This window comes from Halopseudomonas pachastrellae (assembly GCF_900114765.1).
GTDB lineage: Bacteria > Pseudomonadota > Gammaproteobacteria > Pseudomonadales > Pseudomonadaceae > Halopseudomonas > Halopseudomonas pachastrellae.
In genome coordinates, this window is sequence record NZ_FOUD01000013.1 from 1 (window position 1) to 22812 (window position 22812).

At 58.2% G+C, this 22812-nt stretch carries 21 protein-coding genes and 4 tRNA genes; 7 read left to right on the forward strand and 18 right to left on the reverse strand.

Annotation, left to right across the window (positions count from 1 at the left end; all coding sequences use genetic code 11):
• Positions 1 to 306 (forward strand): integrase core domain-containing protein (locus tag BM116_RS11095; protein ID WP_139222360.1); only part of this gene is annotated, 306 nt, incomplete at its 5' end.
• Between the two features lie 3 nt (positions 307 to 309).
• Here BM116_RS11095 and BM116_RS18860 read toward each other — a convergent pair.
• Both BM116_RS18860 and BM116_RS11100 read right to left on the reverse strand, forming a co-directional pair.
• Complete coding sequence (locus BM116_RS18860; RefSeq protein ID WP_175494040.1) at positions 310 to 747, reverse strand: GNAT family N-acetyltransferase; 438 nt, start codon at positions 745 to 747, stop codon at positions 310 to 312.
• Entirely contained in the window at positions 705 to 998 is a 294-nt protein-coding gene (locus BM116_RS11100) for a type II toxin-antitoxin system TacA family antitoxin (RefSeq protein WP_090475162.1), read from the reverse strand. Before BM116_RS11100 ends, BM116_RS18860 begins: the two co-directional genes overlap by 43 nt.
• Before the next feature lie 461 nt (positions 999 to 1459).
• Here BM116_RS11100 and BM116_RS19265 point away from each other — a divergent pair, with 461 nt between their 5' ends.
• Entirely contained in the window at positions 1460 to 1582 is a 123-nt protein-coding gene (locus tag BM116_RS19265) for a hypothetical protein (protein WP_268874571.1), read from the forward strand.
• 224 nt (positions 1583 to 1806) lie between these two features.
• Here the strand turns inward: BM116_RS19265 and BM116_RS11105 are convergent, their stop codons facing one another.
• Complete coding sequence (locus BM116_RS11105) at positions 1807 to 2358, reverse strand: hypothetical protein (RefSeq protein WP_083724820.1); 552 nt, start codon at positions 2356 to 2358, stop codon at positions 1807 to 1809.
• The gene (locus BM116_RS11110) at positions 2351 to 3568 is read right to left on the reverse strand and encodes a hypothetical protein (protein WP_139056947.1); all 1218 of its coding nucleotides are present in this window, start codon (positions 3566 to 3568) and stop codon (positions 2351 to 2353) included. Before BM116_RS11110 ends, BM116_RS11105 begins: the two co-directional genes overlap by 8 nt.
• Positions 3569 to 3883: 315 nt before the next feature.
• On the opposite strand from BM116_RS11110, the gene BM116_RS11115 reads away from it, so the two are divergent.
• The 4 genes from BM116_RS11115 (at position 3884) to BM116_RS19320 (ending at position 8055) form a co-directional block, all read left to right on the forward strand.
• A complete protein-coding gene (locus tag BM116_RS11115; RefSeq protein ID WP_083724832.1) occupies positions 3884 to 4897 on the forward strand; it encodes a helix-turn-helix transcriptional regulator in 1014 nt (337 codons plus the stop codon).
• Between the two features lie 612 nt (positions 4898 to 5509).
• Positions 5510 to 6642 (forward strand): IS3 family transposase gene (locus tag BM116_RS11125; protein ID WP_090475165.1). Its coding sequence is split into 2 segments (ribosomal slippage): positions 5510 to 5750 and positions 5750 to 6642, totalling 1134 coding nucleotides; the frame shifts between segments, so codons are not numbered across the junction.
• Between the two features lie 353 nt (positions 6643 to 6995).
• On the forward strand, positions 6996 to 7592 hold the full coding sequence (locus tag BM116_RS11130) for an inositol monophosphatase family protein (protein ID WP_083724814.1): 597 nt from the start codon (positions 6996 to 6998) through the stop codon (positions 7590 to 7592).
• A gap of 256 nt (positions 7593 to 7848) precedes the next feature.
• Complete coding sequence (locus BM116_RS19320; protein ID WP_169847231.1) at positions 7849 to 8055, forward strand: antitoxin VbhA family protein; 207 nt, start codon at positions 7849 to 7851, stop codon at positions 8053 to 8055.
• Positions 8056 to 8598: 543 nt separating this feature from the next.
• Here the strand turns inward: BM116_RS19320 and BM116_RS11135 are convergent.
• Positions 8599 to 8675 (reverse strand) — tRNA-Arg (locus BM116_RS11135).
• Positions 8676 to 8985: 310 nt separating this feature from the next.
• Between BM116_RS11135 and BM116_RS11140 the strand changes: the two genes are divergently transcribed.
• Positions 8986 to 9309 carry an Arc family DNA-binding protein gene (locus tag BM116_RS11140; protein WP_065336182.1) on the forward strand — a complete coding sequence of 108 codons (324 nt, stop codon included), beginning with the start codon at positions 8986 to 8988 and terminating at the stop codon, positions 9307 to 9309.
• Positions 9310 to 9410: 101 nt separating this feature from the next.
• Here the strand turns inward: BM116_RS11140 and BM116_RS11145 are convergent, their stop codons facing one another.
• The 13 genes from BM116_RS11145 to BM116_RS11205 form a co-directional block, all read right to left on the reverse strand.
• Positions 9411 to 10547 (reverse strand): sodium ion-translocating decarboxylase subunit beta, encoded by a 1137-nt coding sequence (locus tag BM116_RS11145; protein WP_083724812.1) that lies wholly within the window; start codon positions 10545 to 10547, stop codon positions 9411 to 9413.
• 11 nt (positions 10548 to 10558) lie between these two features.
• Complete coding sequence (gene oadA / locus BM116_RS11150) at positions 10559 to 12337, reverse strand: sodium-extruding oxaloacetate decarboxylase subunit alpha (RefSeq protein ID WP_083724810.1); 1779 nt, start codon at positions 12335 to 12337, stop codon at positions 10559 to 10561.
• Between the two features lie 50 nt (positions 12338 to 12387).
• On the reverse strand, positions 12388 to 12645 hold the full coding sequence (locus BM116_RS11155; protein WP_083724808.1) for an OadG family protein: 258 nt from the start codon (positions 12643 to 12645) through the stop codon (positions 12388 to 12390).
• A 185-nt stretch (positions 12646 to 12830) separates the two neighbouring features.
• Positions 12831 to 14270 carry a magnesium transporter gene (mgtE, locus tag BM116_RS11160; protein ID WP_083724806.1) on the reverse strand — a complete coding sequence of 480 codons (1440 nt, stop codon included), beginning with the start codon at positions 14268 to 14270 and terminating at the stop codon, positions 12831 to 12833.
• A gap of 166 nt (positions 14271 to 14436) precedes the next feature.
• A tRNA-Arg gene (locus tag BM116_RS11165) sits at positions 14437 to 14513 on the reverse strand.
• Between the two features lie 97 nt (positions 14514 to 14610).
• Positions 14611 to 14687: transfer RNA gene (locus tag BM116_RS11170), tRNA-Arg, on the reverse strand.
• Positions 14688 to 14784: 97 nt separating this feature from the next.
• Positions 14785 to 14875, reverse strand: a tRNA-Ser gene (locus BM116_RS11175).
• A 59-nt stretch (positions 14876 to 14934) separates the two neighbouring features.
• Entirely contained in the window at positions 14935 to 15120 is a 186-nt protein-coding gene (gene csrA / locus BM116_RS11180; RefSeq protein WP_083724804.1) for a carbon storage regulator CsrA, read from the reverse strand.
• A gap of 154 nt (positions 15121 to 15274) precedes the next feature.
• Entirely contained in the window at positions 15275 to 16510 is a 1236-nt protein-coding gene (locus BM116_RS11185) for an aspartate kinase (RefSeq protein ID WP_083724801.1), read from the reverse strand.
• 71 nt (positions 16511 to 16581) lie between these two features.
• Positions 16582 to 19203: an alanine--tRNA ligase gene (gene alaS / locus BM116_RS11190; protein ID WP_083724799.1), complete on the reverse strand. Its 2622-nt coding sequence runs from the start codon at positions 19201 to 19203 to the stop codon at positions 16582 to 16584.
• Between the two features lie 282 nt (positions 19204 to 19485).
• Complete coding sequence (gene astA / locus BM116_RS11195; protein ID WP_083724797.1) at positions 19486 to 20496, reverse strand: arginine N-succinyltransferase; 1011 nt, start codon at positions 20494 to 20496, stop codon at positions 19486 to 19488.
• Position 20497: 1 nt separating this feature from the next.
• Positions 20498 to 21517 carry an arginine N-succinyltransferase gene (locus BM116_RS11200; protein WP_083724795.1) on the reverse strand — a complete coding sequence of 340 codons (1020 nt, stop codon included), beginning with the start codon at positions 21515 to 21517 and terminating at the stop codon, positions 20498 to 20500.
• Positions 21518 to 21535: 18 nt separating this feature from the next.
• The gene (locus BM116_RS11205; protein ID WP_328586204.1) at positions 21536 to 22744 is read right to left on the reverse strand and encodes an aspartate aminotransferase family protein; all 1209 of its coding nucleotides are present in this window, start codon (positions 22742 to 22744) and stop codon (positions 21536 to 21538) included.
• Between the last annotated feature and the right edge of the window lie 68 nt (positions 22745 to 22812).

Consider the following 22812-nt stretch of genomic DNA (forward strand, 5'->3'; position numbering starts at 1 on the left):
CGTGGCAAGCCCCAAATTATCCGCAGCGACAATGGCCCGGAATACATCAGCAGCAAGCTCGTGCTATGGGCGGAAAAGCACGGCATTCGACTGGAGCATATCCAGCCCGGTAATCCACAGCAGAATGCCTACGTCGAGCGCTACAACCGCACGGTGCGCTACGACTGGCTGGGGCATTACTTGTTCGAGTCCATCGCCGAGGTGCAGGAGCATGCAACGCGCTGGGTATGGATATACAATCACGAACGGCCAAACATGGCCCTGGGTGGCATCACCCCCAAACAGAAGTTGGCTCTCGTGGCCTGACCTCTACTTCTGGCGAGCACTAAAAATGGGGGGATTACCCCTGCTGCCGACTCGACCTGACGCCTCCAATGCCATCTCTATGGCTGCGGCAAGCAGATCTTTACCAAACCCCAATCCCTTGATTGATCTGTCCACGCCCATACGGCCGAGCACGAAGACGGGCACGTCGATCGGTGCATTTCGGCTAAGCTGGCCTGGGGCTTTCGTTCGGAGGATCGAGCCGCTGGATAGGGTGAAATACCCGACAACAACTCTGGTGTCTTTGCGGCATATAACGAATACAACCGCTGATTTGGATTGCTGGTGCTTATGCGCCCGCTGTAGGTACTGATTTATTGATTCTTCTTCGCAGTCAAACTGAGAGAGATCGTGCGTTTCGTTTAGTCTTTCTGGTGCGCTTATTTCCACCGTTTGGGGCGGGATAGAAATGTGTTTAGACATCGTTCGGTTTCCTCGGGTCTAGGTTCGTTCAAGACCTTCACGAAAGCGTCAAATGCTACGTCATCCAGTGCGAAGACCCTTCTATCCAGGATCACATCCTCGGCCCGATGCAGCGCAGCATCGACCACGAATCGCGTTCTGTCTTGACCTAGCAAATTAGCTGCGTAGTCGATCAGGTTGCGTTTTTCTACATCGACCTTCATGTTCATGGGGGCGATGGTTTTATGACTCTCACCGTTCTGGGTAGACATCATTTAATCCTTAGCTTCAATAGGTACGTAGTGGTTAGCTCCTTAGTGGCGTTTCAAGCGGCCATAGTTTTTGCTGCGGTTGTTGGTTGCATCGGGGGACTCCTCTCGGCCTGAGGCCGGTCCATGTTTTATGTGTTGCATATCTCCGACCCCCAAAGCAGGGATCGAGAGAGCAGCCTTAGGCTACAGGCGTATCCTAGCACGCCGTGTATCCAATGTCTACATGCGTGTATCTCATGAGTATACGCTGACCGCTTTTGAATGAAGATGGTGACAGCAAATTTGATGCGTCAGTCCCCCGCAGGAATGCTGTGTTTTGCAGCGTCTCGGCCTGCTGGCTCGGGCCAATGCCCAGCTTTGGGAGTTGTGGTGCCCACGTACCCGAGCCGTTGTAGCTCCTGACACTCTCCCTACAGCCTGAAAATGGATTATTCCATCCAGAGCCATGAAGGAGATTCGCCATGTGGACCAACATCATCCCTGTGTTGAGCGTCGTTCATGTCACCGCTGCTGTCCTTGAGCGTTTGAATGACCCTGCCGCGTACGAATGCGACGACGGTGTGCGGCTCGAGCGCGCTGTCTAGGACTACGGCGCCTTTGTGCGGCTGATCAACATTCCTGCCAGAGGGAGCATCGGCGCCGTCGAACGCAAGGAATTATTGCCGAGGAATCCTAGGCGTGGCCGTATTTTGACCTCGGTGCTATCCGCGCTACGCAGCAAAAAGAGGCAGAAGTAGCGACCGGCACTAAGTGCCAGCCGCTCAAAACACTGCGGCAGCTCGCCCCCCCCCCCTCTCAAATGAGCCAACTACGAACGACGACGTAAGGGGGTTGGAAAGCTGCCCTGCTTGTCTCTCACCAAGCCCTGAATCAAAGGAGTTAGCAGCAAAGCCCAAAAAACAGACTTGCGTCTGCTGGTAGCCTGCTTACCACCGAAGATATTGCCGAACTGAGCAAAAAAGAATACGCCCAGCGGAATTTTCACATAGAGCGCTAGCAGCATTTTCAGCACGTTCCGGTTATCAAGCCAAGTACGCACGACGATAAACAAGAGCAGCAAAGCATCGAGCACTAGGGCAAGGGAAAACAGCGCCATACGAAGCTCGAAGACTGCCTCATCATTGGTGCCTGGCCCTCCGCCTCCGGCTACTAACACCGCCAGCGCAGCGATACTCGCTGGGATCAGGTAAAGCCCGCCGACAACCATCACGTCCAGGTGATTTCGATACACCACAATGTGTCGCTTCAAGCCTAAGCCGAGCCCAAAAGCAAATGGCAAGATCAACAAGAGCCCGACGCCCACTACCCACCAGCTCAGCGGCAATACACCCAATGTCGATTCAGCACCGGCATCAGACATGTTGAACCTCCTGGCTTCGAGCAGCCGAGCGGTTCAACCACTCGCGCGCGTCAACACGCCAGATCGCCTTGAAAACAACAGTCAGGCAATACAGAAACAACAAGGGTAGGATGAGCGTCCGCAACACAAACAGCGCCATGACTTCCATGATGGTGTCACTGGCATTGGAGAGCTTCTCCTGTAACGCATCCAATGCCAGCGGGTTGACTAGCGTGGCTACGGTGCCGCCCACAGAATCCATGATGCCGGAAGCACCATCCGGATTCTGCGCTGCTTCACGCTCGCGCTGGATCAATAGCAGGCCGTTTTGAGTTTTGTTGCGCTCATCCTCCAACAGATCAAGCTGATCCTCGTAAAGACCAACCTGCGCGATAGCCTTGGCGTGCTCGGGCGAACGCGACAAGAAGTTAAGGCGCTCGACGGTATCCATGCCTGCCTCCAGCTCATCAAGCTTGGACTCTGCCTGACGTTGCTGCTCTATTAGCTGCTCACGCTGGGCGGCGACTTCCTCAAGTCGCGCAGTGAGCACAGCTTCCCGTTCTGCGCGCTGCTCCTCGGCTTGCGACGCCAACGCACTGAGGGCTTGCGCATCTGCGCCTTTTACATCGACATTCTCGACCTCTCCCGGCAACGCTTCCAAGGCAGCAATCCCACCGCGGGACTGTTCAGCCAAAAAATACTCGCTGACCACACCGTTCAGGGCGACCACCATAACCAGTGCAAAGCGAAGGAAAACCAGAAAGGCAAAAAGGCGAACACTTTGATTAAACCCGGCGAGCGATGGCCGCAACAGACTGAGAATGACCACAGCACCAGACAGCGTCAGCAAGATTTTGAAGAACAAGTCAGAGACAACGCCAAGAAGCAGCTTTTGAATCAGCAGAGAACCGATCGATAGCTTCATGAGCGAGGAGTAATCCTCGATCAGATCATTGAACGGATCTAGCACCTCTCCCAGACCCAAGCTGCCAGAAAAGACCACCATGCTGACTTCTACCTCCACACTTTGCAGTAGGGAAATCAGCGCATTGAGCAGCTTGGCCACACCAAAAGCTACTGAGGCCTGCACGAGAGAGCTGTCGATGTAATCGGTCGAGGCACGGTCGATCGCCCCTAACCAACTCACTGCCATCAGTATAAGGACTGCAGCTACTACTAACGATCGGCCACGCCCCTTTAAAAGGCCTGACGATTGCGACGTCGACTCCATGTTCACTCCTTGGTTATCTTATTGATCAGACGGGGCAACTGGCTGAACAAACCGGCTTCCTTGCCCGCCTGAGGAAGGTACAAGCGCTGAACGATGGAAACAACTGTCACCGCCGTGCTTTGTCCCTGCAATTATTCAGCACCATCACGACAAACCTTGTCGCAATGACGGCGTAAAACAGAATTTTGCTAACCCGCTTGATAACCACGAGCTCGCATGAGTTGATGTAAAACGGCACCTTCATCACATGCAGGGCAGCCCCGCCGCTTGCGAGCAGCGACGCTACTTAAATCAACGCAAGACATGGACGCCACAGTGAGCGACACAAAAGACACTTTGCACCGAATCAAGCTAATGATCGCCCTCGTTCCTAAAGAGCCCGGCGATATCTCCACCAGAGAGTTGCTCTGCGCCCTGGAAAATGAAGGGTTTAACGTTAGTAAACGCACTGTTCAGCGTGATCTGGAAAAGTCATCCAACACCTTCCCCATTTACCAATCCGTTGGGGGCCATCATCCGCGCTGGAGTCGAAAAAAAAATGCACCGCTGGATACGGACATCATGCTCCCCGCCACTGCGTTAGCCCTGCATTTGGCAGAAAGCCACCTCAGCAGACTGCTGCCGAGCACTGTGCTGCAGAGGCTAACGGCGCAATTTGAGCTGGCCCGGCACCAGCTCCTGAGCAATACCAGCAACACGTTTCACAACTGGGCTAGAACCGTACGTGCCCTGCCAAATGGCAAAGCTTTGCTACCTGCCGATATATCTTCAAACGTGTGGGAAGCTGTATCCGATGCCCTGCTGCGAGAGAGGCAATTACGGGTTGTTTACCAAGCTCGCGAGCAGTCGACACCTCGCGAGCACGTACTGCATCCGGCAGGCCTGGTGTCACGACATGCGATTAGCTATCTGGTCGCACGGACCAAAAGCTACGAGCAGCCAGTGCAGTTTGCGTTGCACCGCATAACTGACGCAGAAGTACTTACAGACCCTGCCATGGAACTGGAAGGTTTCAGTATTGACCAGTTCATCAGCCGCCAACTCAACAGCGAAGAAGACATCGCCACTGTGACGCTTGAAGCCGACGTGTCCCCAAGCATCGCCTGGCTCCTCAACGAAACCCCACTGAGTATGGAGCAAAGTCTCACCCCTCTTGAGGACAGCCATTGGCAACGCTTGCGTGCCGTTGTCCCGAATGACAAGGAAACACGATGGTGGGTCTACTCGCTAGGAGAGAACATACGAGTAAGGGCACCAGCCGACTGGATTGAGGAGATAAAAACCCGAGCGCAACAGACACTCGCTCAGTACCAAAAAAACGCTGAATAACCTCAAAGCAGGGCGCATTTAACGAGCGGTCTCTGAGGCCTAACGGAGCCTGTAGCAAAGGCAAAACGCCAAGAACAAAAGCGCCGGAGCATGCGCAAGGCGAGTGGAGCCTATCGCTGCGCACTGCATAAACAGCCTTTGCCTTGCTCCAGCAAAGGCGACAGCAGTGCAATCGCCTGTTGCCAGCCACAACGGCGCAACGCCGTCGCCAGAAGGCTTTCGGCACATTCCCACTCTCAAGAAAAAACTGGCCTTCATGCGACACGGCCTGTCGCGGTGCTGCTGCACAGTCCCCTGTAACAGTACAACGGAGGACTGACATGCCCTTTCCACCCAGCCCCACTACCTACCGATGCCGTCAATGCAGCTGGCGCAAAAGAGTTCGCCCCACAAGCGATGCCCTCGCGTGGGGGGTGGACTGTTTTGCCTCCTGCCCGCAATGCGGTAGCGACAATCTACAGATAACTCATCACCCCAAATCGCGCGGCCCACTGGCCTGGATCTTTGGGCGTTGACTCTTAACGCGAACGACAAATCAGCAGACAAGGAAGGGTTCTACCCCGTTACTGCGGACATTTCTGAAAAGAGGCACAATGTGCCGAAGGAGTGTTCATGACCAAACGCAGAAAATACAGCCCCGAATTCAAGCGCGAAGCCATCGCGCTATCTCGCCAACCCGGCATAAGCTGCCGACAGGTAGCTTTGGAAATAGGCGTTAATCCCAACATGTTGACCCGATGGGTGCGTGAAGCGAATGGAGAGCCGAGCAAGGCCTTCAAGGGCTCTGGGTCGGCCCGTGATGAGAATCTTGCCAAACTGAAGCGGGAACTGGCGCGGGTAAAAAAGGAGCGCGATTTTTTGCGCGAAGCGGCAGTGTTCTTTGCAAAGGAGTCGTCCGGAGGTATCAGGCGATTAAGCACTGTCGCGACCAGTTCCCCATACGCCTTATGTGTCGCTGTCTGAAGGTTTCTGCCAGCGGCTATTACGCTTGGGTATCTCGGCCGCTCTCCAGCAGAGCAAAGGCTAACCAGCGTCTGCTGAGGCGGATCAGAGAGATTCATGATGACAGTGGCGGAATGCTTGGGTCGCCCCGTATGCATGAAGACTTAGCTGCTGAAGGTGTTGCAGCCAGCCTGAATCGGGTTGCAAGGCTAATGGCTAAGCACGGCATTCAGGGGGGGGGCCGCAGGAAGCGAGGACGCCTCGGACGCGCATCGAATCGGCCACTAGGTATTCAAAATCACCTTGAACGGGATTTCTCCGCATTGGAACCTGATACCAAATGGGTCACTGACATTACGGAGATCTCCACCCAGGAAGGGAAGCTATTTCTCTGCGTGGTTCTGGATTTGTTCAGCAAGCTGATCGTCGGCTGGTCTATGCACCACCTGCAGGATCGGCTGATGGTAATCAGAGCCGTGCAAATGGCTGCGTGGCAACGTCAGGGCGAAACACCTGTGATATTGCATTCAGACCGCGGCAGCCAGTTCACCAGCGGCGATTACCAGCGTTATCTTGGCAGTAATCATTTGGTCAGCAGTATGAGCGCGGTTGGCCATTGCGGAGACAACGCAGCCTGTGAGGGGTTCTTCGGCATGCTGAAACGCGAGCGAGTACACCATCGGCGTTACCGAACGCGGGACGAGGCAAGAGCTGATCTGTTTGAATACATCGAGCGGTTCCATAACCCCAGGATGCGACGTAGAGTTGCTGCTCAGGATCGGAAGCTCAAAGCCGTTTTATAACCGTCCGTGGAAACGGGGTAGAACCCCAATGCCATCGAAGAACTGCTGCCGCACAACTGGAAGCCGGCCATCAAGGTGTGATGGCCGGACGCTTACATTTTTTTCCAGAGACCCAGTATTTAGTGGCCCGTAGTGCACCCGTGCAACACTCCACCATATTTCGCCAGGACGAACTGTGCAGCATTCCACCATATTTTGCTTTCGAGGCAAAATGCCTACAGGCCTCATATTTACTGGGCTGTAGAGCACCCGTGCAGCGCTCCATCATATAATGCAACTACTGGCGTCGCTTAGCTTCCCGAGCGTATCCGACAGGCTATTCATGGCCGGGATTAGTAGACCACTACACTACGATAACCGACGATCAACACTGGTGCGTGGTCGACCCTAACGACGGAACGGCAGACTTTCTGAAAGGTTTGAAAGTGTCCGCCATTTCAGTTGGCCTGCTCAGTCAAGGCCGTCCGGTCCTTGGCGTAGTCTATGCGCCGGTAAGAGCCGCCGGTGGGCCCGACTGCATCGCCTGGGCAGAAGGCATGAAGACGATCTACCGCAACGGCGCACAGCTCGCCAACGCCAGCCTGACGCCCGAGTCGCGGGTAATGGTCAGCAGCGCCGCGAGCAGGAAACCGGCCATTAACGCGGAGCTATGCGCACCAGCAACCCCCGCTCCTACAACCAGTATCGCGTACCGACTGGCAGCAGTTGCCGCCGGAGATGCCGTAGCCGGGGTGTCGCTGGTCACCACTGCAGCTCATGACGTATTGGCTGGGCACGCCATCTTGCGCGGCGCCGGCGGCGTGCTACTCGACCAAGATGGACAGGAAATCACCTACGGTAGCCGATCCGCCTTGGCGGTCACGTCTAGGCGTTGCTTTGGTGGCGCCCTAGACGCCTGCAGGGAACTGGCCAACCGAGACTGGGACCGTGTTTTTCAGAAAAACGTTTGAGCAATCGTTTTCCATTGAAAGCCTTGCCGGTACGCTGTGGCCGCAACCTTGGAGCAAGATAGAAGTTCGCTGCTCTGCGATTAGGAACAAGAGCCAGACAAGAACGCGACAAGTTGTGCCCACACGGCAGACAGCCCGGCTTGGAAGGAGGCTAGTCCCTATCGGCAGGGATGACGATACCCATGGCCCACGGTGGCCTGCTTAGGCTATCGTTATCGGAAGAGGTCTAATCGAAACACCTTCTCTGGAAATCCACATGCCGCAAAACAACGACCTGGATAAACGCCGTGCGGATGTACTCCACGTTCAGGCGAGCAACAGACTCTCCGGAGTCCGAGTAAGCCAATACATGGCAGCAAGAATGGAGGAGTATGCTAACGGCCGTCTTTCTTCGGCAGAGCTAGTGGCCGAAGCAAAAATAAGGCACGGAGTCCAAAAGCGCTCACCTTCGGGCGAGGAATGACACGCTAGTCCACACCATCGCAACGCTCGTCTGCGACGCCCTTATTGCACGATGCACGAACCTGGGTGGGCGAACCTCTCGGAGACGCTTATTCACCTTGTCCGATACTGTAGTCCTAACACCGAAGCTTTCGTCGAGCTGTCAGTACCAAGAGCCCCCCCGATCCCCAAAAGATCACCTGCCAAAATGCTTCCCTGCTTTCAGGCCCACAAGGCTCAGTCAACCAAGCAGGGACATCCCGCGGTAAAAAAACAGATGGAACAAAGCGCCGTAGAGAGCTCCATTCGATTAGACGAGCATACCTAGCTGCCATATCAATACGTCACTTGGTGCCGCAAGAGTAGGCGAATTGAGGTCGCCAACCGAGATCGGAGCCGGAGCGGACTATAGTCTATTGAGATGCATGAAACGCCCTAGGGCGGAGCTAACCGAAGGATCAAGCTGGTAAAGACCGACTAAGGTCAGGTGGTCAAAAAAGGTATCATTTCGTGTATCAAAAGCAACAACGCCGAAACACGAAAAAACGTAACCTATTGATTTAATTGGCGCGCGAGCCCGGATTCGAACCGGGGACCTACCGCTTAGGAGGCGGTTGCTCTATCCAGCTGAGCTACAAGCGCGTATCCCTGTGACGAGCCGCTGTCATGGCTCTCGGACGCTGCGCATCTTAACCAAAGCAGGAGGTCATTTCCACCAAGGCGGGCGCTGCGTTCAGCACTAGCAAAGTGCCATTCGTCGTAAACCCGTCACATTTTAGGGGCATTTTTTTGTCGCGCTCTGGCGCTCTGAAAAAAAACCGGGTCTACTAGTGGCACCTTGCAGGCAAAACTTGTCTAACCTGACGACAAGGATGCACTGGCCCATGGCTTACCGCCGTTTGAGGCACTAGGCCAGTATCGATTTTTTCAGCGAAGCGATTATTATTGCCCCATGAAAACAGCGACCCAGCACTACACCAGCCGCACAGCCGACAAGTTTGTTGTTCGTCTGCCACAGGGCATGCGTGATCGCATTGCCGACGTAGCCAAACAGCATCACCGCAGCATGAACTCGGAGATCATTGCCCGGCTCGAACACAGCCTGCTCGATCTGCCCACACTGCCCGACACCGGCCACCCTTCACGCAAGATGCTCAACGAGCAGGATGCTGAAGGTCTGAGCAGCCCTGAGCGCGAGCTGCTGCTGCGCTTTCGTGAAATGAGCCGCCGCCAGCAAAATGCACTGCTTGCTCTGCTGGCCAACGAACAGCAGTAAAACCACCGCCCTCCTCGGATACACCCTGCCAAGCCATCGGCATCATCTAAAGGGCATAAAAAAACCCGCTCAATTGAGCGGGTTTTTTGTGGCCTTCACTATCAGCCGACGAAGTTCAGCAGGATACCTGCTGCCACCGCCGAGCCAATAACACCGGCCAGGTTGGGACCCATCGCATGCATCAACAGGAAGTTGTGCGGATTGGTCTCCAGACCTACGCGGTTGGATACCCGCGCCGCCATGGGCACCGCCGATACGCCGGCAGAACCGATCAGCGGGTTAATCGGGTTCTTGCTGACCAGGTTGAGCAACTTGGCCATCAGTACACCAGCCGCAGTACCAGCGCAGAACGCCAGCATGCCCAGAACCAGAATGCCCAGGGTCTTGAGCTGCAGGAAGGAGTCGGCAGACAGCTTGGAACCAACCGCCAGACCCAGACCAATGGTGACAATGTTGATCAGCGCATTGCGCGTGGTGTCAGCCAGGCGCTCAACCACACCACACTCACGCATCAGGTTACCGAAGCACAGCATACCCACCAGCGGAGCTGCATCAGGCAGCAGCAGAGCAACCAGCATCAGCAGCAACAGCGGGAAGATGATCTTCTCCGACTTGCTGACCACACGCAGCTGAGTCATGACAATGCCACGCTCTTTCTGGTTGGTCAGTGCGCGCATGATCGGCGGCTGCAGCAGCGGCACCAGTGCCATGTAGGAGTAGGCGGCCACAGCAATCGGACCCAGCAGATCCGGCGCCAGCTTGGAGGTCACAAAGATAGAGGTTGGACCATCCGCACCACCAATAATGGCGATGGATGCCGCTTCCTTCATGGTGAACTCAAAGCCCGGGATACCGGCCGACGTCAGCGCCAGGGCGCCAAGCAGCGTGCCGAAAATACCAAACTGCGCAGCGGCGCCCAGCAGCAGCGTGCGGGGGTTTGCCAGCATCGGACCGAAGTCGGTCATGGCGCCCACACCCATGAAGATCAGCAGCGGAAAGACACTGGTAGGCAGACCCACTTCATAGATCAGGTGCAGGATGCCAGACCCTTGCGCCATATTGGCAACCGGCAGGTTGGCCAGAATGCCGCCAAAGCCGATCGGGATCAGCAGCAGCGGCTCAAAGCCCTTGCGAATGGCCAGGTAGATGAGGCCAAAGCACACCAGGATCATCACCGCCTGGCCGGGGGCCATGTGGTAGATACCCGTGGTATGCCATAGCTGGAGAAGCTTATCCATTAGTCTCTCCCTTAGCCGATGGTCAGCAGAGTGTCGCCAACGGCAACGGCGTCGCCAACCTTGACGTCAACAGAAGCAACGGTACCGGCGCGCTGTGTGCGGACTTCGGTTTCCATCTTCATGGCTTCAAGGATCATGACAACATCACCCTCTTCCACAGCATCGCCGACGCTGACCAGTACCTTGAAGATATTGCCCGACAGCGGCGCAACCTGCGGCTCGCCTTCACCAGCAGGTGCGGCAGCAGCCTGAGCCGGCGCAGCGCTTTCACCAATCGGCTTGATGCCGGAGATGTCGCCACCCTCGGTCACCTGAACCACGTACTCCTTGCCGTTGACGGCAACGGTGTAGGCTTGCGGCGCAGCCGCGCTGCTGCCGGCCGGCAGTTCGTTGCCGGTAGGCACCGGCTCGAAGGCGTCCGGGTTGCCACGGTTTTCCAGGAACTTGAGACCAATCTGCGGGAACAGCGCGTAAGTCAGAACGTCGTCGATCTCGTTCTCGGCCAGCTTGATGCCCTTTTCGCTGGCCAGGCCCTTGAGCTCGGCAGTCAGCTTGTCCATCTCTGCTTCCAACAGATCAGCCGGACGGCAGGTGATGGCTTGAGCGCCATCCAGAACGCGCGCTTGCAGCTCTGCATTGAAGGCCGCCGGCGCCGCGCCGTACTCGCCCTTCAGAACGCCTGCGGTTTCTTTGGTGATCGACTTGTAACGCTCGCCGGTCAGGACGTTGATAACCGCCTGGGTGCCAACGATTTGCGAGGTAGGCGTAACCAGCGGGATAAAGCCCAGGTCTTCGCGAACACGCGGGATTTCAGCCAGCACTTCGTCAAACTTGTCGCTGGCGCCCTGCTCCTTGAGCTGGTTTTCCATGTTGGTCAGCATGCCGCCCGGTACTTGAGCGACCAGAATGCGCGAATCAACACCGCGCAGGTTGCCTTCAAACTTGGCGTATTTCTTCCGCACTTCGCGGAAGTAGGCAGCCACTTCTTCCAGCAGCTCCAGATTCAGGCCGGTGTCGCGCGGGGAGTTCTGGAAGATGGCAACGACCGATTCGGTCGGCGAGTGACCGTAGGTCATCGACATGGAAGAGATCGCGGAGTCGACATTGTCGATACCGGCTTCAGCAGCCTTGAGGATGGCGGCAGTGGACAGACCAGCGGTCGCATGGCACTGCATGTGAACCGGGATGCTCAGCGTGGACTTCAGCTGGCTGACCAGATCGAACGCAACATAGGGGTTCAGAATGCCGGCCATATCCTTGATGGCGATGGAGTCGGCACCCATGTCTTCGATCTGCTTGGCCAGATCGACCCACATCTGCAGGGTGTGCACCGGGCTGGTGGTGTAGGAAATGGTGCCCTGGGCGTGCTTGCCCTGCGCCTTGACGGCTTTCAGAGCGGTTTCCAGGTTGCGCGGGTCGTTCATCGCGTCAAACACGCGGAATACGTCCACACCATTAACCGCAGCGCGCTCAACGAACTTCTCAACCACGTCGTCGGCGTAATGGCGGTAACCCAGCAGGTTCTGACCACGCAGCAGCATCTGCTGACGGGTATTGGGCATGGCCTTTTTCAGAGCGCGGATACGCTCCCACGGATCTTCCCCAAGGTAACGGATGCAGGCATCAAAGGTCGCGCCGCCCCAGGATTCAACAGACCAGAAGCCAACCTGATCCAGCTTGCCGGCGATCGGCAGCATGTCGTCCAGACGCATGCGCGTGGCCAGGATGGATTGGTGAGCATCACGCAGGATGACATCGGTAATGCCCAGAGGCTGTTTGTTATCGGTCATAGTGTCATGGCCTTTATTTGATTTTTAATGGTGAAAACCGCAAAACGAAATCAGGAACGCTGGCGCGCGCGGTGCTGCTTGATAGCAGCGCCAATGGCGGCAACGACATCAGGGTCCACACTGGCTGGCGCAGCACTGGGCCTTTTGCGCACGGGCTTGGGCGCCGGAGCGGCCTCGGGGAAATAACGTGACAGGATGGCGGACATCAGGCTGGTACAGCAGACCAGCAGAATAAGGAAGGAGAACACTGCCCCCATCCCGAGGAGCATCAGCTCGACGCCCTCAAGAACCAGATTGGTTGATTCCATTTTCTCTCCCTGCAACTCTGGGCATGGTTGGGACCATGCTGCTCTTTTAATAGTTGAACTTCAGTGGGTGTACGACCAAAGCCCGATTGCGGACGGGCCTCCCACGCGAAAAAACGGCCTAATGTATCCTGATGTGACATTTTAGGCAATCAAGGCGACACCTACTCAGGGTGGGGAGAGCACACTCAGAGCAGGAACAACGTCGCCAGGCCGAGGAAGATAAAGAACCCGCCACTGTCAGTAATAGCGGTGATCAGCACGCTTGAACCCAGCGCAGGGTCGCCGCCAAGACGCAGCCTGATCAAGGGTATGAATACCCCCATACAGGCCGCCAGCAGCATATTCAGCGTCATTGCAGCCAGCAGCACGATGGCCAGCGCGACACTGCCGTATAAAAGGTAGGCGATACCGGCAAGTACGCAACCCCAGAACAAACCGTTGATCAGCGCCACGCCAACCTCTTTGCGCAGCAGGCGCTTGCCGTGCGCCACCTGAACCTGCCCGGTGGCAATACCACGGACAATCATGGTGATGGTCTGGTTGCCGGAATTGCCGCCGATACCGGCGACAATCGGCATCAGCGCCGCCAGCGCGACCAGCTGCTCGATAGCCGTCTCAAACAGGCCGATTACCCGGGAGGCAACCAGCGCGGTACACAGGTTCACAGCAAGCCAGGCCCAGCGGTTGCGCACGGATTTCCAGACCGAGGCAAAGATATCCTCTTCCTCGCGCAGACCCGCCGCATTCAGCACCTCGGCCTCGCTCTCCTCACGGATATAGTCAACCATCTCATCGATGGTCAGACGGCCGCACAGGCGCCCGAGATTATCGACAACCGGCGCGGACACCAGGTCATAGCGTTCAAAGGCCTGAGCCGCCTCACCGGCGTCATCTGCCGGATCGAACACCACCGGGTCATCCGCCATGACATCGGCCACCAACGCATCCGGAGAGCTGACCAGCAGCTTCTTGATCGACAAAACCCCCTTGAGCAAGCCTTCGGTATCCACCACAAACAGCTTGTCGGTGTGATCAGGCAAGGCGTCAAAGCGGCGGAGATAGCGGCTGACCACTTCCAGGCTGACGTCATCACGGATCGTCAGCATGTCGAAGTCCATCAGCGCCCCGACCTGATCCTCGTCGTAAGACAGGGCCGACTTCAGACGATCGCGCTGCTGTGCATCCAGGCTATCCATCAGCTCGCGCACGATGTCGCGCGGCAGATCAGGTGCCAGGTCCGCCAGCTCGTCCGCATCCAGGCTGTTGGCGGCGGCGATCAGCTCATGGCTGTCCATGTCGGCGATCAGCGTTTCACGCACCGCATCCGACACTTCCAGCAGAATCTCGCCGTCGCGCTCGGTCTTGACCAGCTGCCAGACCGCCAGACGCTCCTCCAGCGGCAGCGACTCCAGCACATAGGCTACGTCGGCCGGATGCAGCTCATCGAGCTTGCGCTGCAGCTCGACCAGGTTCTGCTGATGCACCAGATGCTCGACCAGCTCCTGGTGCTGGCCATCCTGCTTGTGCACCAGATTCTCGACCAGGCGGTGGCGCTCCAACAGCTCCTGCACCTGCTCGAGACGATCCTGCAGGCTTTCCGGTGATTTTCTGTTGATTTCCGACATGGCAAGGCTTCCCGACCGCCCTATTGCGGGCATTTACCTATCGACGCCGCCCGACACAGGCAGGCCACAGCAAGTTGGCACTCAGCCTATCAGGCTTTACCCGGCAACTCAGCTGCACTTTCATGAAGACAAAAAAAAACCCACTGAATTCAGTGGGTTCTTCATATGGCGCACTCGGGAGGATTCGAACCTCCGACCGCTCGGTTCGTAGCCGAGTACTCTATCCAGCTGAGCTACGAGTGCGTGTGGAGGCGCATTATACGCACTTTTTTCGCCTTGTCATCAGTAACATCAAACTAAAGACGAAAAAAAACCCACTGAAATCAGTGGGTTCTTTATATGGCGCACTCGGGAGGATTCGAACCTCCGACCGCTCGGTTCGTAGCCGAGTACTCTATCCAGCTGAGCTACGAGTGCGTGTGGGGGCGAATTATAGGCTCTTTTACCGCGCCGTCAAATGTTTTTTCTTTTAAATTCAAGAAGTAACACCTGACAAAACCTACAACTCTAAAAATGGCGGAGAGGGCGGGATTCGAACCCGCGATACCCTTTTGAGGTATACTCCCTTAGCAGGGGAGCGCCTTCGGCCTCTCGGCCACCTCTCCGAACACGCGGGGAATATTACCCGCGTGATTTTATTATTGCAACGAAAAACTCAATAAAATTAGTTATTTGGTTCTTCGTCTTTCTCTTTCTGGATGCGCTGGTAAATTTCTTCGCGGTGAACAGCGACTTCTTTCGGCGCATTGACGCCAATGCGCACCTGGTTGCCTTTGACGCCCAGGACAGTCACGGTAACTTCATCACCTACCATCAGGGTTTCACCAACCCGTCGAGTGAGTATCAGCATTCCATTTCTCCTTACTAATGATCAGGACACAGCTCTGCAAAAAACCGGCTAGTAGCCTGGCGCGACCTTGATCGACGCAGGCGGACACGGCAGCCAGAAACCGCGCCCTTGTAACTGACCAGCCGGGGCCGGTCAGCCGGGACCGACAACGCCGTTAAGCGTCCTCGGCTGCCGGAGCATCCAGCCCGAAGGCGGTATGCAGCGCACGCACTGCAAGCTCCAGATACTTCTCGTCGATGACCACCGACACCTTGATTTCAGAGGTGGAGATCATCTGAATATTGATACCTTCATCCGCCAGCGCCTCAAACATGCTGCTGGCCACGCCCGCGTGCGAGCGCATGCCTACCCCTACGATAGACACCTTGGCGATTTTGTCATCCGCCGCCACTTCACGTGCGCCGATATCGCTGGCTACCTGCTTGAGAATAGACTCTGCTTTGCGAAATTCGTTGCGATGCACGGTAAAGGTGAAGTCGGTCGTGTTATCCATCGACACGTTCTGCACAATCATGTCGACTTCGATGTTCGCAGCACTGACCGGGCCCAGAATCTTGAAGGCCACACCGGGGGTGTCCGGCACGCCGCGGATGGTCAGTTTGGCTTCATCACGATTGAACGCGATACCGGAGATGACGGGTTGTTCCATTGATACATTGTCCTCAAGGGTAATAAGGGTGCCCGGGCCTTCTTTAAAGCTGTGCAGCACGCGCAGCGGCACGGCATATTTGCCAGCAAACTCCACCGAACGAATCTGCAGCACCTTGGAGCCCAGGCTGGCCATCTCCAGCATCTCTTCAAAGGTGATGCGATCGAGTCGGCGAGCGCGCTCAACCACGCGCGGGTCAGTGGTATAGACACCATCTACGTCAGTGTAGATCTGACACTCGTCGGCCTTCAGCGCTGCTGCCAGCGCCACACCGGTGGTGTCCGAGCCGCCACGGCCAAGGGTGGTAATGGCGCCATTCTCGTCCGCCCCCTGGAAGCCCGCCACGATAACCACACGACCGGCAGCCAGCTCGCTGCGCATACGCTCGTCGTCAATCTGCTGGATACGCGCCTTACCGTGGGCACTGTCGGTCAGAATACGCACCTGCGGGCCCGTCATGGAGACAGCCTCAACACCGATAGCCTTGAGCGCCATGGCCAGCAGGCCGATGGTGACCTGCTCGCCAGTGGAGACGATCACGTCCATCTCGCGCGGATCGGGGTCGGCCTGAATCTGCTTGGCCAGATCAATCAGGCGGTTGGTTTCCCCGCTCATGGCGGAGACCACCACGACCAGGTCATCACCCCGCTCCCTGAAGCCCTTGATTTTCTCGGCTACTTGCTGGATTCGCTCCACGCTGCCAACCGAGGTACCACCAAACTTCTGGACAATAAGCGCCATTTTGCTACGTCAATCCTCACCCAGCGGTCGGCCTTCCGACCCGTCTAAAAGCACTCTTGCGAGCGCCTCCCCTACTGCTGCGCGACCCACTCGGTCGCTGCGCTCAACGCCTGGTCCAGCGCCGCAACGTCAGTGCCGCCGCCTTGCGCCATATCCGGACGTCCGCCACCCTTGCCGCCAACGGCCTGAGCGGTAGTTCGAATCCAGTCGCCAGCCTTCAACGGCCCGGCCAGATCCTTGGTGACACCGGCCACCAGCACCACTTTACCCTCGTGCTCACCACCCAGCAGGATAGCGGCTGAACCCAACTTGTTCTTCAGCTGATCGACCAGCGCCATCAAACCTTTGCCGTCCTGGCCGTCAACACGCTGTACCAGCACCGTACGACCACCCAGCTGCTGTGCAGCCGCTGCCAGGTCAGACCCGGCAGCACTCGCGGCCTTGGCCTTGAGCTGCTCAACCTCTTTCTCAAGCTGGCGGCTGCGTTCAACCAGCGCGGTCAGCTTGTCCAGCACGGTGTCCCGGCTGCCTTTGACTACCTGTGCCGCGTCACGCAGACGCTCTTCGGTCTCGGCCACCCAGGCGAGCGCACCGGCGCCGGTGACCGCTTCGATACGACGCACACCCGAGGCGATGCCGCTCTCGGCGGTAATCTTGAACAGGCCAATATCGCCGGTACGCGATACGTGGGTACCGCCACACAGCTCAACGGAGAAGCCGTTGCCCATGGTAAGTACGCGCACTTCATCGCCGTACTTCTCGCCAAACAGCGCCATGGCACCCTTGGTTTTGGCGGTCTCGATGTCGGTCAGTTCAACGCCGACAGCCGAGTTTTGACGCACCTGCTCGTTGACCATGTCTTCCAGCAGACGCAGTTGCTCGGGCTTGATGGCCTCGTAATGGCTGAAGTCAAAGCGTAGACGTTGGCTGTCGACCAGCGAGCCTTTCTGCTGCACGTGATCACCCAGCACCTCGCGCAGAGCGGCGTGCAACAAGTGAGTGGCCGAGTGGTTCAGCGCGGTCGCCTGACGCACGCTGGCGTCAACCTGGGCCTGCAGCTGATCGCCAACCCGCAGGCTGCCCTGTTGAACTACAACGTGGTGCAGGTGCGCATTGCCTGCCTTGGTGGTATCGGACACTTCAGCCTGCACGCCGTCAGCACGCAGAAAACCGGTATCGCCAACCTGTCCACCGGACTCGGCATAGAACGGCGTCTGATCCAGCACAGCCACGCCCTTCTCGCCTTCGTTCAGCGCCTCGACCTGCTCGCCATCACGGAACAGCGCAACCACACTGCCCTGCCCCTCAGTGCCATCGTAGCCCTGGAAACGGGTCTCGATGTCGACCTTGACCAGCGCGTTGTAATCCAGACCAAACTGGCTGGCAGACCGGGCGCGCTCGCGCTGCGCTTCCATCGCCGCTTCAAAGCCGGCCTCATCAATGGTCAGCTCACGCTCACGGGCGATGTCACCGGTCAGGTCCACCGGGAAGCCGTAGGTGTCATAGAGCTTGAAGACAACATCGCCAGGAATCTCGCTGCCCTTCAGCTCGGCCAGATCCTGCTCCAGAATGCGCAGGCCCTGATCCAGCGTCTTGGCAAATTGCTCTTCCTCGGTTTTCAGCACACGCTCGATGTGCGCCTGCTGGGTTTTCAGCTCGGGGAACGCATCGCCCATCTCGGCTGCCAGCGCAGCAACGATCTTGTGGAAAAACACGCCCTTGGCGCCCAGCTTGTTGCCGTGGCGGCAAGCGCGGCGAATGATGCGGCGCAGCACGTAGCCCCGACCTTCATTGGACGGCAGCACGCCGTCAGCAATCAGGAAGCTGCAGGAACGAATATGGTCAGCGACCACTTTCAGCGACGCTGCATTGTCCTGGGCACAGCCGATGGCTTCGGCGGCAGCGGACAGCAGATTCTGGAACAGGTCGATCTCGTAGTTGGCATGTACGTGCTGCATGACGGCGCTGATGCGCTCAAGCCCCATGCCGGTATCTACACTCGGCGCCGGCAGTGGGTGCATTTCACCATCAGCCGTGCGATTGAACTGCATGAAAACGTTGTTCCAGATTTCGATGTAACGATCACCATCCTCTTCGGGCGAGCCCGGCGGGCCACCCCAGATATCGGCGCCGTGATCAAAGAAAATCTCGGTACAGGGGCCGCACGGGCCGGTGTCGCCCATGGCCCAGAAGTTGTCAGAGGCGTAAGGCGCACCCTTGTTGTCGCCGATACGCACCATGCGCTCGGCGGGCACACCCACTTCTTTGGTCCAGATGTCGTACGCCTCGTCATCGCTGGCGTAGACGGTGACCCAGAGCTTCTCCTGCGGCAGGTTCAACCACTTGTCCGAGGTCAGAAACTCCCACGCATAGTGGATGGCATCACGCTTGAAGTAGTCGCCAAAGCTGAAGTTGCCCAGCATCTCGAAAAAGGTGTGATGGCGCGCGGTGTACCCGACGTTCTCCAGGTCATTATGCTTGCCGCCGGCGCGCACGCACTTCTGGCTGCTGGTGGCGCGGGTATAGGCGCGCTTTTCCAGGCCCAGGAAGCAGTCCTTGAACTGGTTCATGCCGGCGTTGGTGAACAGCAATGTCGGGTCGTTGGCCGGAATCAGCGAGCTGGAGGCGACGCGGGTGTGCCCCTTTTCTTCAAAGAAACGGAGGAAGGATTCACGGATGTCTGCGCTTTTCATAATTCCCTTACCAGAGACGGGTCGGCCAGCTGAACGTCGGGAGCATGTCGCGGTCTGCGCCGCGTGGAGAGGCTGCCCCAGATGGAGCATCCAAACTGGCAAAGAGCCGCATTATATAAGCATCAGAGCGCACTATGCATTATCTGCTCCGTTGATATTCACTATGGCAACTATAGATTCGGACCATTGAACAGTCCGCGAGGTTCACCGCGCTACTGCCGCAGCTGACAAGACCGGCGCGCCTGCGTTGCAGAGCCACCTGCCGAGATAGCCCGGCAAGCCTCAGGCGTTCAGCGCGACCGCCCGCACCAGCGTTCCAGCACGCAACTTCAGACGCTCTGCGGACTCAGCGCCCACCACCAGGGTGCCGGCAGCTACGCGCGCCGGGGCGGCAATCATGCGGCAATTGTCACGCCCGCGATTGGAGATGAGATAGGGCTCGGCTTCATCGCCCGGCGTGCCGATGGCCAGCAGCAGGGTGCGGCTGTCGCGGATGGCGCGAATCTGTCCACGCTGCGCCTCCAGGGTGGCGCCGCCATCAAAGATGTCGATATAGCCCTGATAGCGCATGCCTTCTTCTTCCAGCACCAGCCGGCCCGCTTCAGAATCGGGGTGTACCTGCCCGATGGCGTCGCGCGCAGCCTGACTCAAAAAACAGGCGTAGAGCGGAAACTTGGGCATCATTTCGGCGATAAAGGCCTTGTTGCCCAAGCCCGTCAGATAGTCGGCACGGGCAAAGTCCATGCGGAAAAAGTGCTGGCCCAGGCTGTCCCAGAAAGGCGAGCGGCCGCTCTCGTCTGAGCGACCGCGCATTTCCACGACGACCCGTTCGGAAAAGTCCTGCGGCGCATCGGCCATAAACATGAACCGCGCCTTGGAAAGCAGGCGCGGCGTATCCCCACTGCGGAATTCGGGGGCAAGGAAATAGGAGCACAGGGCCGTAGCGCCGGTCAGGTCATTAACCAGAAACAGGGTCGGATGCTGGCGATAAACGCCCAGCTCATCGCTCGCAGCCACGGTCAGCCCCATGCGATAGCTATACCAGGGCTCGCGCATGCCGGCGGCGCCCAGCATGCCGCTGGAGCCGATCAAGCTGCCGTCCACGCCCTCCAGCACCAGCAGGTAATCAGCATCGGCCTGCGGCACCTGGCCGGCAAAGCTCTGCTCGATCAGTTGCAGGCGCTCGCGCAGACGCTCCTCGCTGGCCGGCAGCGTCGTCAGCCCGGCGCCCGCACTGTGCGCCAGCGCCAGCAACGCCTCAAGATCCCCCAGATTGGCGGCCCGTACCAGCATGTCAGTCTCCCCTAATCAGGCGCACACTATCGCCCTCGGCAACACGCAGCGCCTGGGCGGTTGCCGCATCCAGCTGCAGCGGCTCGCCCGGCTGCCAGGCAAAGCGTAGGGCGCAGGCACGGAAGTCGCACACCTTGGTATTGGCGACCAGCCACAGTGTGTCGCCTGCCTGCGGCTGGCCAACCACGACCTGTGCCAGCTGGCTGTGGCGCACACTGGTCAGCATGGCCGTGCGCGCATTGACTACCGGCCCGCCATCAAAGATGTCGACGTAGTTGTCCGTCTCAAAACCTTCGTCCATGAGGATGTCGAACACATCCTGCACGCTTGGATTGACCTGCCCGACCACTTCCTGAGCCTCGTCAGACAGCATGGGTACGTAGATCGGGTAGCCCGGCATCAGCTCGGCCAAAAAGCCGCGCCCGCGCTCACTGCCGATGCGTTCGGCCTCGGCGTAGCTGACAGCGAAGAAGTGCCGGCCAACTGCGTCCCAGAACGGGGCGTTGCCCTGTTCGTCACTGATACCCACCACCTCAACCGAGGTAGACTCGGCAAAACGCTGCGGGTGACTGGCCATGAACAGCAGGCGCCCACGCGCATTGAGCTGCGCCAGCTCGGGCGTACGATGGCCTTCACTCAGGTGATAACCAACCAGCAAACTGTGACCGGTCAGATCGTGACAGAGCGACAGCACGTGAATACGGTTGTGCAGGCCCAGCTCACGCGAGGCATGCACAAACATTTCATTGCGGAAGGTATAGAACGGAGAGCGAAAACCGGAGGCAGCGATAATTCCACTGCAGCCGACCAGGGTCGCGGTAGCGGTGTCCTCCAGCACAAAGAAGTAACGCTCCTCACCGCTGAAGGTGACCTCCTCGGCCATTGAGGCTTCCGATGCTGCGAGGATATTGGCCAGCCGCTCTCGACTGGCCGGCAGCGCGGTCACCCCGACCGGGCTTGCCGCCGCCAGGCGCTCAATCTGTGGCAGGTCCGCCGTCCTGCCCAAACGCAGCATCAGCATCCAGTTCTCTCCCAGGGCCTAGGCGACCAGCCGCTGCAACGCAGCGCGCAGGCGTGCCAGGCCTTCTGCCATATCCGCTTCATCAATGATCAGGCTCGGCGCCAGACGCACCACATCCGGCCCCGCCTGTAGCACCAGAACGCCCTCCTCCTGCGCGAGCATCTGCACGTCTTTAGCCTTGCCGCGCCAGGCGTCGCTCATCACCGCACCCAGCAGCAGGCCGCTGCCGCGCACGCCGGAGAACACACCAAACTCCGCGCCCATGGCTTCCAGCTCGGCCCGCAGGCGTTGGTGCCGCTGCGCCACGCCATCCAGCACCGCCGGTGTATTGACGATATCCAGCACCCGCTCGGCAACAGCGCAGGCCAGCGGATTACCGCCGTAGGTGCTGCCATGGGTGCCAACAGCAAAATGCTCAGCAATCGCCGTGGTGGTCAGCATCGCCGAAATCGGGAAGCCGCCACCCAGGCTCTTGGCACTGGTCAGAATATCGGGCACGACACCGCTGTGCATGTAAGCAAACAGCTTGCCAGTACGCCCCATGCCGCTTTGCACCTCATCAAACACCAGCAGCGCCTGATGCTTGTCACAGAGTGCGCGCACCGCTTGCAGGTAGTCGCTGCTGGCCGGAATAACGCCACCTTCACCCTGGACCGGCTCCAGCACCACCGCACAGGTGGCATCGGACATAGCCGCTTCCAGTGCGGCCAGGTCCTGATAGGGCACGTGGCTGATGCCGCCCATGGCAGGGCCGAAGCCTTCGGAGTACTTGGGCTGACCGCCGACACTGACGGTAAACAGCGAGCGACCGTGGAAGCTGTTCGTGCAGGCGATGATCTGGTGCTTGGCCGCACCACCGGTGTTATGCCCCCAGCGGCGCGCCAGCTTGAAGGCGGCCTCGTTGGCCTCGGCACCGGAGTTGGCAAAAAACACCCGCTCGGCAAAGGTGGCCTTCACCAGCTTGTCGGCCAGGCGCAGCGCCGGCTCGTTGGTCATGATGTTGGAGACGTGCCACAGCTTGCCCGCCTGCTCGGTCAGTGCCTCAACCAGCGCCGGGTGTGCATGGCCCAGCGCGTTCACCGCAATACCGCCCGCCAGATCAACATATTCTCGGCCTTCCTGGTCCCACAGACGCGAGCCCGCGCCGCGAACCGGAACCATATTCACCGGTGCGTAATTGGGAACCATAACCCGATCAAAATCGGACCGACCGACCGTTGTTGACACTGTCTTCTCCTTGCTATCAAAAGGCACATCAAAAGTATGTGCAGTCATACCCGCTCGCCCTTGCGAAA

What these genes read in the sequence shown, in the direction of transcription:
- BM116_RS18860 (WP_175494040.1), bottom strand. Translation starts at nt 747, where the DNA reads ATGTCTAAACACATTTCTATCCCGCCCCAAACGGTGGAAATAAGCGCA.
- BM116_RS11100 (WP_090475162.1), bottom strand. Translation starts at nt 998, where the DNA reads ATGTCTACCCAGAACGGTGAGAGTCATAAAACCATCGCCCCCATGAAC.
- BM116_RS19265 (WP_268874571.1), top strand. Translation starts at nt 1,460, where the DNA reads ATGTGGACCAACATCATCCCTGTGTTGAGCGTCGTTCATGTCACCGCT.
- BM116_RS11105 (WP_083724820.1), bottom strand. Translation starts at nt 2,358, where the DNA reads ATGTCTGATGCCGGTGCTGAATCGACATTGGGTGTATTGCCGCTGAGC.
- BM116_RS11110 (WP_139056947.1), bottom strand. Translation starts at nt 3,568, where the DNA reads ATGGAGTCGACGTCGCAATCGTCAGGCCTTTTAAAGGGGCGTGGCCGA.
- BM116_RS19320 (WP_169847231.1), top strand. Translation starts at nt 7,849, where the DNA reads ATGCCGCAAAACAACGACCTGGATAAACGCCGTGCGGATGTACTCCAC.
- BM116_RS11140 (WP_065336182.1), top strand. Translation starts at nt 8,986, where the DNA reads ATGAAAACAGCGACCCAGCACTACACCAGCCGCACAGCCGACAAGTTT.
- BM116_RS11145 (WP_083724812.1), bottom strand. Translation starts at nt 10,547, where the DNA reads ATGGATAAGCTTCTCCAGCTATGGCATACCACGGGTATCTACCACATG.
- oadA (WP_083724810.1), bottom strand. Translation starts at nt 12,337, where the DNA reads ATGACCGATAACAAACAGCCTCTGGGCATTACCGATGTCATCCTGCGT.
- BM116_RS11155 (WP_083724808.1), bottom strand. Translation starts at nt 12,645, where the DNA reads ATGGAATCAACCAATCTGGTTCTTGAGGGCGTCGAGCTGATGCTCCTC.
- mgtE (WP_083724806.1), bottom strand. Translation starts at nt 14,270, where the DNA reads ATGTCGGAAATCAACAGAAAATCACCGGAAAGCCTGCAGGATCGTCTC.
- csrA (WP_083724804.1), bottom strand. Translation starts at nt 15,120, where the DNA reads ATGCTGATACTCACTCGACGGGTTGGTGAAACCCTGATGGTAGGTGAT.
- BM116_RS11185 (WP_083724801.1), bottom strand. Translation starts at nt 16,510, where the DNA reads ATGGCGCTTATTGTCCAGAAGTTTGGTGGTACCTCGGTTGGCAGCGTG.
- alaS (WP_083724799.1), bottom strand. Translation starts at nt 19,203, where the DNA reads ATGAAAAGCGCAGACATCCGTGAATCCTTCCTCCGTTTCTTTGAAGAA.
- astA (WP_083724797.1), bottom strand. Translation starts at nt 20,496, where the DNA reads ATGCTGGTACGGGCCGCCAATCTGGGGGATCTTGAGGCGTTGCTGGCG.
- BM116_RS11200 (WP_083724795.1), bottom strand. Translation starts at nt 21,517, where the DNA reads ATGCTGATGCTGCGTTTGGGCAGGACGGCGGACCTGCCACAGATTGAG.